This window comes from Luteibacter sp. KNZ12-1A, from assembly GCF_056755675.1.
The window spans coordinates 129,733-142,405 of sequence record NZ_JBPGXU010000001.1 but is presented as its reverse complement, the minus strand read 5'-3'; the positions used below and the strand labels follow the sequence as shown (position 1 = coordinate 142,405).

Below are 12,673 nucleotides of genomic sequence, written 5' to 3'. Positions count from 1 at the left end.
AGATGTGTATAAGAGACAGACACCATCGTCGACGCGGACGGCGACACCAGCACCACGACGCTCACCATCACCATCCACGGCCATACCGACAGCGCACCGTCGATCGCGCCCGTGGACGGCAACGGTGGCGCGGCGGGTCACGCCACCGTCGTCGAGGCGGGCCTGGTCGATCACGACGGGTCGCAGGTCACCACCGGCAGCATCGAACTGACCGCCGACGATGGGCTCGCCAGCGTGACGGTGGGCGGCACCACGCTCACCACCGCGCAGCTCGCCGCGCTCGGCAGCGGTTCGCCGGTCACCATCACGACGCCGGACGGCACGCTCGTGCTCACCGGCTTCAATCCGACCTCGACCGTCGGCGGCGTCCCCACGGCCGGCACGCTCAGCTACACCTACACGCTGGACCGCGCCGCCTCGCAGCCGGGCGCCACCGATAGCACCGAGAACATCGCGCTGACCGTCACCGACGCGGGTGGCGACACGGCGGCGGGAACCCTCGTCGTGAACATCGTCGACGATGTGCCGACGGCCCACGACGATACGGCGGCCGTCACCGAGAACACCGCCGGCGTCACCGGGTCGGTGCTGGTGAACGACCGCGTCGGTGCCGACGGTACCGCCACGCCGGTCAGCGCGGTCGGCTTCCACGGCACCGCGGGTTCCGTCGGTTCGCCGCTCGGCGGCAGCTACGGCACGCTCACGCTCAACGCCGACGGCAGCTACAGCTACGCGCTCGACAACGACAACCCTGCCGTGAACGCACTGAAGGACGGGCAGACGCTCACCGAAACCTTCACCTACGTCATCACCGATGCCGATGGCGACAGCAGCACCGCGACGCTGACCATCACGATCGGTGGCGTGACCGACGGCAACCCGTCGATCGTCCCCGTGGACCGGGACGGCAACGTCGGCGGCCACGCCGAGGTCGGCGAGCCGGGCCTGGTCGATGGCGGCGGTAGCGACACCACCAGCGGCCATATCGACCTGAGCGCCCTGGACGGCCTCGCCAGCGTCACCGTGGGCGGCACCACGCTCACGCCGGAGCAGTTGTCCGCGCTGAGCCCGCAGCATCCGGTCACCATCGTCACGCCGGACGGCACGCTCGTGCTCACCGGCTTCACCGCCACCACGACGGTGAATGGCGTGGCCACGGCGGGTACGCTCGATTACACCTACACGCTCGACCGTGCGTTGCAGCAGCCCGGTTCGACGTCCACCAGCGATGTCATCGCGCTGGGCGTCACCGACGTGACCGGTGGCGTGTCCACCGGCAGGCTGGTGGTCGACATCGCCGATGACGTGCCTGTCGCACGCGACGACAGCGCCACCATCGTCCAGGATGCCGGGCAGACCGGCGCCAGTGGCAATGTGTTCACCGGCAAGGGTTCCTCGCACGACGGTTCCGACCGCATCGGTGCCGACGGCCCGGCGGCCGGTGGCCCGCTCACCGGCGTGGTATCGGCCAATCTCGGCACCATGGGAACGATCGGTGGCGGCAGCCGTGGCGAGTTCGGCACGTTGATCCTCAACGCGGACGGCACGTACACGTACCAGCTCGATGTGCGCAACCCGAGGGTGAGTTCGCTGGACGCCAGCCGCACGCTGAGCGAAGTGTTCGTCTACACCATCACGGACGCCGATGGCGATGTGAGCGAAGCACGCCTCACCATCACGATCCAGGGCACGACGCCGCCGATGCAGGCACGCTGGGGCGACCAGATCTTCCCCACCGCCTACGACCGGACCACGCGCGACATCCGCCAGGGTTACGAGCCGGGCCTGTTCGTCCTGCCGGCGGTGGACCAGTCGCAGGGCGACACGATGCGCTGGCACAACCAGTGGATCACGGGCCGCTACGATCCCACCTCGGACCTCGGCGACGCGCCGCTGGACCCGTCGAACACCCAGCACGTGCTGCGTGACGGCGTGGCCTTCTCGCGCCAGTTGCTCGCCGAGGCGCACAGCCGCGCGCGTGTCGCCCTCAACGATTTCGGGCTGGGTTCCAGTGTGTTGTGGGACGACTTCTCGCCGTTCTCGCCCACGCGCATCCATGACCTGGAGAAAACGGTCCAGACCCATGTCGAACGCACGCAGCCCGCAAAGGCCGCGCACGAGGTACCTACCGCCATGCGTGTGCCACCACCGGCGTCCACGCCAGCCGGTGCGCCATCGCTGACGGCACAGATCGCGGCGATGGCCAAGGCCGCCGCCGTGCCGTTGGCCACCGCACCCGCACCCACGCAGCCACGCCACTAATCGCGAACCCGGCGATCCACGCATCGCCGGCCACGTTCACAAGGACCGAATCTCCATGCACCACATCCATGCCATGAAGACCACCACACCGACGACTTTCGCCATGCGCCGCGCGCCGCTGGTCGCCTCGCTGGCCCTCGCCGTGTTCCTTACCGGTTGTGGCGCCGTCAAGCCGAAGCCGCTCACCCACGACGAGGTCGCCACGCGCGTCAAGAACGACCAGCAGGCGATGTACAAGGACCAGGAGCCGATCGGCGCTCCGCTGACCTTGTCCGACGTCATGGCGCGGTCGCTCAAGTACAACCTCGACTATCGGCTCAAGCTGATGGAGACCGCCCTGTCGCGCGGCCTGCTCGACGTCTCCCAGCTCGACATGCTGCCCAAGCTGACCGCCGACGCCGGTTACCGCTGGCGCAGCAACGACTCCGGTGGCACCAGCATCGGTATCGAGGACCGCATCGTCAGCCTGCGTCCTTCCACCTCCGAGGAACGCGTGCATTACCTCGCCGACGCCACGTTGTCGTGGGATGTGCTCGACTTCGGCCTGAGCTACTACCGGGCGAAGCAGCAGGCCGACGACGTCAACGTGACCGACGAGCGCCGCCGCAAGGTCTTGCAGAACATCGTGCAGGACGTGCGTGACGCCTACTGGCGCGCGCTGGGTGCGCAGCGCCTCCTCGGGGAGACCCAGGCGCTCGCCGACAACATCCAGGCCGCGCTGGAAAAGACCCGCCAGGCCGAGCGTGCGGGCGTGCTGCCGCCGGTCGAAGGGCTGGAATACCAGCGCGCCTTGCTCGACGCCATGACCCTGGTGAACGAGAAGCGCCAGGAGATGGAATTCGCGAGGCGCGAACTCGCCGCCCTGATGAACCTCGCGCCCGGCACGCAGTTCACGCTGGCCGACGCCACCGAGACACGGCTCTCGCAGGTTCCGTCCAACCTCGACCAGCTCGAGCAGACGGCACTGGAACAGCGCCCGGAGTTGCGCGAGGAAGACTATAAGGCGCGCATCGACGCGATCGAAACCAAGAAGCAGATCGCCGCGCTGTTCCCGAACCTCAACCTGTTCGGCGGCATCGGTTACGACTCCAACAGCTACCTGTACAACGAGAACTGGACGCAGGGCGGCATCAGCATGTCGATGAACCTGATCCGCCTCGCCGGGCTGCCCGCGATCAAGCGCACCAACGAAGCGCGGATGAAGGTCGACGACGCCCGCCGCATGGCGCTCAGCATGGCCGTGCTGACCCAGGTGCGCGTTTCCGTGGAGCGCTACAAGCTGGCCGTCTACGATCACCAGCTCGCCCAGGAATCCGCGCAGGTGGACCAGCGCCTCGCGAGCGTGGCCCGCGCCGGTTCCAACAACCAGCTCACCAGCGAGCTGGAAACGCTGCGCACGCAGGCGCGCTCGATGGTCTCGCGCTTCCAGGAAGCGTCCTCCTATGCGGCGGCGCAGTCGGCGTACGGCCGCGTGCTCAACTCCGTTGGCATCGACCTGATGCCCGAGCAGGTCGCGGGCAGCGACGTGCCGACGCTCTCCAAGGCCATCCAGGCCAGCCTGGTCGACGGCGAGAAGCACGTGTTCACGCAATCCGCGGATGCCGTCGCGGTGGACCGGCCGATCCAGCTTAGCGTGACCGGCTTGCCGCCGCGCGTGGATGGCGTGGCGGTGCGCGACGCCGTCGGCAAGGTGATGACCGGCAACCGCCTGGCCCTCGGCAGCGGTGCGGACAGCCTCGCGATGGAACTGCACTACAGCGCCACGCCGAGCAAGGCGGCGACGCGCGCGCAGTGGGACGTGACGGTGCAGGACACGGCCGGCAAGCGCCTGCTGACGCAGAGCTATCGCAGCTTCCTCCCCGATGACGCCAGCACGCGTTCGGTGATCGCCCTGGCCGAAGCCGCGGCGCTCTCGGTGATGGCGGAAGTGCGCCGCCTCGCGGCCGCGCCGGAAACGGCGGCCACGGCCCAGCCATGAAGAACGCGACGATGATTCCGAAGGCGATGACGTTCGCCGCCTTCAGCGCCGTGCTCGCCTGGGGGACGCCTTGCACGGTCGCCGCGCAGGTCCAATCCACGACGGCGGCGTCGGCCCAGGCTCCCGTACGCTTCCTCGTGGTGGCCGATCGGGAAAGCCCGTTGTCCGCGGTGGCTGGGGGACGCGTCGCACGCGTGTACGTGCAGTTGGGCGATACCGTCGCGAAGGGCAAGTTGCTGGTCTCGCTCGATTGCAGCGACGTGGATGCCCGGCGCGCGGCTGCCGACGCCGAGTACAAGGCGGCGCAGTTGCGCTACGAGGCGAAGGCGAAGTTGCAGGGCCTGCAATCCGCCGCCGCGCTGGAAGTCGAACTCACCGCCGCCGACGTCAACCGCACGCGCAGCCAGATGCGCATCTTCGACGCGCAACTGGCGCAGTGCCGGTTCGTGGCGCCGTTCGACGGCCGTGTGGCGCGCATCCACGTGAAGGAAGGGCAGGGCGTGTCGCCGGGTGCCCCGGTGATCGAACTGGTCGGTACCGGCACGCCGAAGGCGCGACTGAACGTGCCGTCCAGCTGGATCGGCTGGCTCAAGCCGGGCGCGCACCTGGACGCCGCCGTCGACGAGACCGGCGAACACCACCCTCTCACCGTGACGCGCCTCAGCGGCCGCGTCGACGCGGTCAGCCAGACGATCGAGATCGAGGCCGATTTCGAAGGCGATACGAGCCGTGTCCTGCCGGGCATGAGCGGTCGGGCGACGCCGGCGAAGAGCACCGGGCAGGGCTGAAACGATGAATCCCCAGGACAACCCCGGCGCCAGCGCGTCGTCGCGCTTCTATGCGCTCGCCGCACGCGCCGAGGGTGCCGCGACCGCGACCGAGCTTGGTTTCGTCGCATGCAACGAGACGCGCAGCCTGGTCGACTACCGGCAGGCCGCGTTGCTGGCGACGCCCCCGGGACGGAGCCCCCGCCTTGCCGCCCATTCCGGGCTGGCCGAGCCCGATCCCAATACGCCTTATGCGCTGTGGTTGTCCGCCGTCGCACGGCGGATCGCTCCGCAGTGCGCCGAGCTGCCCGCTGGCGCCCGCGTCCTGCCGCTTTCGCCCGGCATGCTCGGCGAGGAACTGGCCGCGGAGTGGAGCGAATGGCTGCCGGCGCACGTGTGGGTGCTGCCACTGATGGGCCCCGATCGCCATGTCGATGCGCTGCTCGTGCTCGCACGGGACCAGGCCTGGCCCACGACGCTCACCCCGGACAGCGCCGAGTTCGCACTGCTTCAGCTCGCCAACCTCTACGGTTATGCCTGGTGGTCGCTGGTCGCGCGGCCCTCGCGCTGGCGGCGCTGGTGGGAAGCGGCCACCAGCGGACGACGCTTGCGCTACGCACTGGCCGTGTTGCTGGTGGTGCTGCTGATCCCCGTGCGCGAATACACGCTCGTTCCCGCCGAGGTGATCTCGACGCGGAGCCAGGTGATCGCTTCGCCGCGCGAGGGCGTGATCCATCGCATGACGGTCCTGCCCAACGCGCCGGTGAAGGCGGGGCAGGTCCTCGCCGAACTGGACGACACGACCCTGCGCAACAAGCTCGCCGTCGCGCAGGCCGAATTGGCCACGGCGAGCGTGGAGATGCACCAGGCCGCGCAACAGGCCATCGAGAACCAGAACGCCAAGGCCGACCTGGGCATGGCCGAAGGCAAGTGGCGCGAGCGCCAGGTGGACGTGGTCTCGTTGCAGCGGGAAGTGGACAAGCTGGCCATCCGCGCGCCGGCCGACGGCGTGTTCGTCTATTCCGATCCGGACGACTGGTCCGGCCGTCCCGTGCAGACCGGTGAGCGCATCGGCCTGCTTGCCGACCCGCATGCGCTGGGCGTGCGCGCGTGGGCCCCGGTGGGCGAGCCGACCAACCTGGCCGAAGGCGCTCCCATGACCGTCTTCCTCAAGGTCGCGCCGCTGGACCCGCTCGACGCGAAGCTCGACTACGCCGGTTACCAGCCGGTGGAGGCACCCAACGGTGTCGCCAGCTACGTGCTGCGCGGGACGATCGATGGCACGCCGCCCGGTGCGCGTATCGGCCTGCAAGGCACGGCGCGCGTCTCGGGGCGCTGGAGCGTGTTCGGTTACCTGATGTTGCGCCGTCCGCTGGCCGCCGTGCGCGCCTGGTGCGGGCTCTGACGATGTCGGCCATGCCTGCGATGGCTGCGATGGGTGGCATGGGCGCGCCGCCGCCGTGGCCCGCCTTGCGCGACGAGTTGAACATCCACGCCGCCGGGCGCAATCGCGACGGTTCGCCGGCGTGGCATCTGTCCGATCCCGTGCGCAACCAGTTCTTCCGCATCGGCTGGCTCGAGTTCGAGTTCCTCCAGCATTGGGCGCTGGGCGATCCCCAGCGGATCGCCGAGGCCGTTACCGCCAGCACCACGATGACGCCGGAAGCCGACGACGTGCTGGAGTTCGCGCGTTTCCTGCAACAGCAACAACTCACGCGCGGCGCCATGCCGAAACGGCGGACGTCGGCGCTGCACTGGTTGTTGCAGAACTACCTGTTCATCCGCATTCCGCTGGTGCGCCCGGAACGCTTCCTGCGCCGCACGCTGCCCTTCGTCAGCTGGATGTTCGGCTTGCGATTCCTCGTCGCCACGCTGTTCGCGGCCGTGCTCGGCCTGCTGCTGGCGGCACGCCAGTGGGATGTCGTGCAGGCCAACCTGCGTGGCGCGATGAGCTGGGACGGCGTCGTCGCCTTCGCCGGCGCGCTGGTCTTTTCCAAGTGCTGGCACGAGTTCGGCCATGCCTTCATGGCCACGCGGTTCGGCGTGCGCGTGGGGCACATGGGCGTGGCGTTGCTGGTCATGTGGCCCATGGCGTACACCGATACCGGCGAAAGCTGGAAGCTGGAAGGCTCGCGTCGACGCCTGGCCATCGCGTCGGCCGGCGTCATGGCCGAACTGGTGCTCGCCGCGTGGTGCACGCTCTTGTGGTCGTTCGCGCCGGAAGGCAACTTCAAGAACGCGCTTTTCTTCCTGGGCACCACGGCATGGGTGCTCACGCTGGTGGTCAACGCCAGCCCGTTCATGCGTTTCGACGGCTATTTCATCCTCGCCGACGCGCTGGACTATCCCGGCCTGCACGAGCGCGCGGGGCGCTGGGCGAAGCGTTGGGTGCGCCTGCGCCTGCTCGGCATCGAGGATCCCAGGCCGGACGCTGTCTCGCCGCGCTTCGCCGGCTTCCTCACCGTGTTCGCGTTCGCGACCTGGCTGTACCGGCTGACCCTCTTCGTGGGCATCGCCGTGGTCGTCTACCACGCCTTCTTCAAGGCCCTGGGCCTGATCCTCTTCCTGGTGGAAATCGTGACGTTCGTGGTGAGGCCGATGCTCAACGAAGTACGGATATGGTGGACGCGGCGCGCGGAAATCCGTTGGCCGCGCGTGCGTCGGCGCCTGATCGTCCTGGGCGCGGCCGGGTTGGTCGTGCTGGTGCCGTGGTCGGCGAGCATCACCGCCGAGGGCATCGTGGAAGCGGGATTCGAACAGCCGGTGTTCACGCCGTTCGCGGCGAGGATGGAACGCGTGAGCGTCGCCGACGGCACGCATGTCACGGCCGGGCAGTTGCTGTTCGAACTCAGCGCGCCGACACCCGAGGACGAACGGGCGAAGGCCGATGCGCTGCGCGACGCTTACGAATCCACGGCGCGCGGTGCCATCGCCCTCGACCGCGATGGCGTGGCCAAGCAGGTCGTGGCCGAGCGCATGGCCGACCAGTACGACGTGCAGCGTCGCGCCAGCACCTCGGAACTGCATCGCCTTCGCCTCACGGCCAGCGAGGATGGCATCGTGCGCGACCTCGATCCGGCGTTGCAGGCGGGCAGCTGGGTATCGCCCGGCTCGCGCATCGCGACCGTGGTCGGCGGTACGCGCTGGAGGGCGGAGGTGCTCGTGTCGGAGGCGGACCGGGCCCGGCTCGTTCCCGGCGCTTCGGCGACCGTCTACCGCCACGGCCATTGGCAACCGCTGCATGGCCGCGTGGTGGCGGTGGACGATGGCGCGCTCGAACACCTGCCAAGCCTGCTGTTGGCGAAGAACCACGGTGGACCGATCCCGCTCAATCCGACGGCACCGGCGAAGGAACTGCGCCCGGCGACCGTCTGGTACCGGGTGCGCGTGGAAGGCGAAGGCCTGTCCGCTCCGCTCGACGCCGAACAAGGAGTCAGCGTGCGCATGCAAGGGCGCCGCGAAAGCCTGGCCCGGCGCTGGATCGACAGCGCGTTGCTGATCCTCCTGCAACAGACGGGGCTGGGCAAGGAAGGCTGAGCCGGGTTGTCTTTCCCCGCCTGCGAACCGCTACTATCGGGCTCGGTCATCACGGGGGAAGGGAATGCGCGCATGGATATGGGTGGCGGGCGTGGCAGCGACGATGGGTACCGGCCTCCACGCGCGGACGGTGCCCGATCCGGCCCCGGTCGAAGCGAGGGTACCGTGGGCACCCACCGTGTTCACCGGCAGTGACGGCGCGAGGCACTTCGCGTACGAACTGCACCTGACCAATTTCTATGGTGACACCGGCCCGTTGACCCTCGACGACCTGGACGTCTTCGCCGACGATTCGAGCCAGCCCTTGCTGCACCTGGACAGCGCGGGACTGGCCGCCGTCGTCAAGCCCGTGCCGAAGGAAGGTGCCGCCGCCGTCGTCGATCCCGGCAAGAGCGGTACCGTCTATCTATGGCTCACGCTGCCCGCGGGAACGCCGGTGCCGAAGCATCTGCGGCACCATGTGGACATGACGGCGAATGGCCACGCCTACGCAGTGGACGGCGTCGAGGTGGCGGTGTCGCCGACGACGGCGCCGGTGATCGGTGCGCCCCTTCGTGGCGGCCATTGGCTGGCCCATGAAGGTCCGGGCGCATTCCGCTCGCATCACTGGGGCAGCATGGTCGCGATCAACGGCAGCCTGACCGTACCCCAGCGCTACGCGATCGATTTCGTCGGCGTGGATGCGTCGGGACGCGCGATCAAACCGAGCGTGAAGGACCTGCAAGCGACACGGTACGCGGACTGGATCGGCTACGGCGCGGAGGTCGTCGCCGTCGCGGATGGCGTCGTCGCCGGCGCGAGGGACGGCGAGGAAGAGCACGCGCCGCTGAAGCCACAGCCGGAACCGGCCTCGCTCACCACCGACGGCCTGTTCGGCAACTACGTGGTGTTGTCGATCGGACCCGGGCAGTACGCCGGTTACGCCCATCTTGCCAAGGGCAGCGTGCGGGTGAAGAAGGGCGACCACGTGCGCCGTGGCCAGGTGATCGGACGGTTGGGACAGTCGGGCAACTCCGCCGCGCCGCACCTGCATTTCCAGTTGGCGAACGCACCGGACTTCCAGGGCTCGGAAGGCATCCCGTATGTCTTCGATCGGATCGATCTCTACGGCGAGGAAAGCGAGGCGCAGCTGTTCGGGCAGGGCGATCCATGGAAGGCGGCACCGCCGAGCCATCGCCAGGCGCAGCTGCCGCTCGATGGAGTCGTGGTGGGTTTTCCGGACAAATAGCTCAACGACGCGTCGCAAACACGCCATCCAGGGCCGGTTGCGCCTTGAAGCCCGCGTGTTCGAGCCGTTTTGCGACTTCGCGCGGCACGTCGCGGCCACTGGTCAGCTTGTTGGGACTGCCCGTGTAGTGGAACAGGCGTCCACCGCGACGCACGACACGGGTGAGCTGTCCGTAGAATGCTTGCGAATACAGCTCGCCGGCGATGCTGAAGCGCGGTGGATCGTGCAACAGCGCGTCCACCGAGGCGTCGGGCACCTGGAGGATCGCTTCGGTGACGTCGCCATGGCCGAGTCGCAGCCTGCCGGCGGCGTCGGGAGCGTCCGGATCGGGAGACCACGGGTTGAGCGTGCGCAACCAGAGCACGTCCGGATTCTTCTCGAAGGAAAGCACCCGGGCCACGCCGGCTTCCAGGCAGCAAGCGGCGAAGTAGCCGAGGCCACCGCAGGTGTCGAGCACCACCTTGCCGCGCGGCTCCACCAGCGCCACCTTGCGCCGCGCATCGTCGATCGGTGACTCCTTCGACGTGGGCAGCATCTTGATGCCGTCGATCTCGAAGGTGGGCGCACCCCATTCCGTGGGCACCAGCTTGATCAGCGACCCTGAAAAACGCGATACCGGCTCGAAAGCCTCGCCATCCCAGTGGTAGATCGTGCGGTCCTTGAGGCGAGCGGGATACGGATAGAGCGCCTCATGCCATTGCCAGGCGTCCTCGTGCAGGGACACCCTGGTTTCCGAGCGGCCCAGGTCCAGCGACCCCGTCCATTCGCCCGCGCCGGCGTCGCGCGAGGCCGTCAGGGCCTCGGCGACAGGGCGGGTAAGCAGCGGACCGGCGTAATGCGACACGAAGGGAATCTCCTGGCTCCGCGGCGATACGGCGGGCAGGAACGATAGGCAATCGTCGCCGAAATGTCACCCGCGACTCAGGGTGCGTAGCGGGTGAACACGTAGTCGTGGTCGCGGACGAGCGCCTGGTGGCAGGCGAAGCAGGTGCGGTGCTGGGCCTCGTCGACAGCCTTGCCGTCGACGAAACGCCCGAACCCCCAGCCTCCCGTGGACGCGTATTTCTTGCTGTCCTTCACCATGACCTGCACGGTCGTCGCCGCACCGGGCACCGTCGCCGAGGCGAACTCTTTCGAAGGCGTTCGCTTCCAGGCCAGCTTCACCAGGACCGTTCCGTCGGGGAAGGGCAGGTTCGCGTGGCGATACGCGTCCACGGCTTTCTGGTTGCCCACGACGGCGCGCAACTCGTTGAGCGGGGCGTCTTCCAGGGCCGGAGCGATCAGTTCCCATTGCCGGTATCCCTCGGGAATGGTCACGCCATAGATGGGCGATGCCGAGAGCGGATGCGGGTCGTCCTTCGCTCCCGACACTTCCACGAGGGCGAACAATGCCACGAACGCGACGGCACACGACAGGAGATGAACAGGCTTCATGCAAGTGATCCTTTGTCGTCTCAGGACCGGGCGACGTCGATGACCGCCTTGGCGAAGGCCTGCGGCGCTTCCTGCGGAAGATTATGGCCGACGCCACCGTCGATCAGGCGATGCTCGTACTTGCCCGAGAAACGTTTCGCATAAGTCGACGGATCCGGATGCGGCGCGCCGTTGGCGTCGCCTTCCATGGTGATCGTCGGCACGCCGATGGACGGGAAGGTCGCAAGTTTCGCTTCCAGCGCGTCGTAGCGTGCCTCGCCCTTCGCCGCGCCGAGGCGCCACCGGTAGTTGTGGATCGAGATGGCGACATGGTCGGGGTTATCGAACGCGCTGGCCGAGCGCTGGAACGTCGCGTCGTCGAAGTGCCACTTCGGCGAAGCCTGTTCCCAGATGAGGTGAGCGAAGTCGTGCGTGTACTTCGCGTATCCGGCCTCGCCGCGTTCGGTGGCGAAATAGAACTGGTACCACCAGTTCAGCTCGGCCTTCGGCGGCAACGGCGCGCGGTTCTGTTCCTGGCTGCCGATCAGGTAGCCGCTCACGGAGACGAGGGCCTTGCACCGCTCCGGCCACAGCGCGGCGACGATGCAGGCGGTGCGCGCGCCCCAGTCGAAGCCGGCCACGACGGCCTTATCGATCTTCAGCGCATCCATCAGGTCGATCACGTCCTGCGCGAGCGCGGCTTGCTGACCGTTGCGCGGTGTCTCGGCCGAGAGGAAACGTGTCGTCCCATAACCACGAAGGTAGGGAACGATGACGCGGTATCCGGCGGCCGCGAGGATCGGTGCCACCTCGACGAAACTGTGGATGTCGTAGGGCCAGCCATGCAGGAGGATGACCGGCGTGCCGTTCGCTGGACCATCCTCGGCGTATCCGACGTCGAGGCTGCCCGCCTTGATCTGCTTCAGCGTCTTGAAGGAAGTCACGTTGCCTCCGGAGGTGGTTTTCTTCGCGGGAGCCGCCGGCGCCGCATGGGCGGCGGACAGTACTGTCGAGGTATTCAACACGAATGGCGCGGCGGCGATTCCCCACGCGGTGGCACCGAGCCACCTGCGCCTCTTCTGGTCGACGGCTTCCGTCATGGCATGACTCCTGGCAGGTTGAGCGGCCACACCGTTGCGGCCACGTGTCGCCCTAATGTAGTCGGCCCCCGCGCGATTGATTGCAGCTACTTCCGGTGGTTTTGAAACCGCATGTAACGATTTGGTCGCCTGATACATTGCGATACAAAAAACATCGGCTCATGTCGGAAACCGGCCTTTGCCACGCCCTGGTGGGAACAGACCTTGTGGGAGCCGACTTTATGGGAGCCGACCTTGTGGGAGCCGACCTTGTGGGAGCCGACCTTGTCGGCGATCCCGCGGCAGCGGGCCAGTTCATCGCAAGCACCCATCGCCGCTGAAGCGGCTCCCACAGCAGCAGCGAAGCCGCTGTCATGAAGGATGAACAGACCTTATGGGAGCCGACTTT

General features: G+C 67.9%; 10 protein-coding genes. 7 read left to right on the top strand and 3 right to left on the bottom strand.

Features of this window, described 5'->3' with window-relative positions:
* Positions 1 to 111 precede the first annotated feature (111 nt).
* From ACR9ZJ_RS00525 to ACR9ZJ_RS00500, 6 genes are all read left to right on the top strand, one after another.
* Positions 112 to 2,262, top strand: a complete 2,151-nt coding sequence (locus ACR9ZJ_RS00525) for a VCBS domain-containing protein (RefSeq protein WP_481286483.1) — start codon at positions 112 to 114, stop codon at positions 2,260 to 2,262.
* A gap of 55 nt (positions 2,263 to 2,317) precedes the next feature.
* Complete coding sequence (locus ACR9ZJ_RS00520; RefSeq protein WP_481286482.1) at positions 2,318 to 4,240, top strand: TolC family protein; 1,923 nt, start codon at positions 2,318 to 2,320, stop codon at positions 4,238 to 4,240.
* The gene (locus ACR9ZJ_RS00515) at positions 4,237 to 5,028 is read left to right on the top strand and encodes an efflux RND transporter periplasmic adaptor subunit (protein WP_481286481.1); all 792 of its coding nucleotides are present in this window, start codon (positions 4,237 to 4,239) and stop codon (positions 5,026 to 5,028) included. The genes ACR9ZJ_RS00520 and ACR9ZJ_RS00515 overlap by 4 nt, the downstream gene beginning before the upstream one ends.
* Before the next feature lie 4 nt (positions 5,029 to 5,032).
* Positions 5,033 to 6,412, top strand: coding sequence for an efflux RND transporter periplasmic adaptor subunit (locus ACR9ZJ_RS00510; RefSeq protein WP_481280340.1), 1,380 nt, complete (start codon positions 5,033 to 5,035; stop codon positions 6,410 to 6,412).
* An 11-nt stretch (positions 6,413 to 6,423) separates the two neighbouring features.
* A complete protein-coding gene (locus ACR9ZJ_RS00505) occupies positions 6,424 to 8,544 on the top strand; it encodes a site-2 protease family protein (protein ID WP_481286480.1) in 2,121 nt (706 codons plus the stop codon).
* A 64-nt stretch (positions 8,545 to 8,608) separates the two neighbouring features.
* The gene (locus ACR9ZJ_RS00500; RefSeq protein ID WP_481286479.1) at positions 8,609 to 9,772 is read left to right on the top strand and encodes a M23 family metallopeptidase; all 1,164 of its coding nucleotides are present in this window, start codon (positions 8,609 to 8,611) and stop codon (positions 9,770 to 9,772) included.
* A 1-nt stretch (position 9,773) separates the two neighbouring features.
* Here the strand turns inward: ACR9ZJ_RS00500 and ACR9ZJ_RS00495 are convergent, their stop codons facing one another.
* The 3 genes from ACR9ZJ_RS00495 to ACR9ZJ_RS00485 all read right to left on the bottom strand — a co-directional run bounded on the left by ACR9ZJ_RS00495 (position 9,774) and on the right by ACR9ZJ_RS00485 (position 12,285).
* On the bottom strand, positions 9,774 to 10,616 hold the full coding sequence (locus tag ACR9ZJ_RS00495) for a class I SAM-dependent methyltransferase (RefSeq protein ID WP_481286478.1): 843 nt from the start codon (positions 10,614 to 10,616) through the stop codon (positions 9,774 to 9,776).
* Positions 10,617 to 10,693: 77 nt separating this feature from the next.
* Entirely contained in the window at positions 10,694 to 11,206 is a 513-nt protein-coding gene (locus ACR9ZJ_RS00490) for a cytochrome P460 family protein (protein WP_481286477.1), read from the bottom strand.
* Positions 11,207 to 11,226: 20 nt separating this feature from the next.
* The gene (locus tag ACR9ZJ_RS00485; protein ID WP_481286476.1) at positions 11,227 to 12,285 is read right to left on the bottom strand and encodes an alpha/beta fold hydrolase; all 1,059 of its coding nucleotides are present in this window, start codon (positions 12,283 to 12,285) and stop codon (positions 11,227 to 11,229) included.
* 161 nt (positions 12,286 to 12,446) lie between these two features.
* On the opposite strand from ACR9ZJ_RS00485, the gene ACR9ZJ_RS00480 reads away from it, so the two are divergent.
* Positions 12,447 to 12,605 (top strand): pentapeptide repeat-containing protein, encoded by a 159-nt coding sequence (locus tag ACR9ZJ_RS00480; RefSeq protein ID WP_481286475.1) that lies wholly within the window; start codon positions 12,447 to 12,449, stop codon positions 12,603 to 12,605.
* The last annotated feature ends 68 nt before the right edge of the window (positions 12,606 to 12,673 follow it).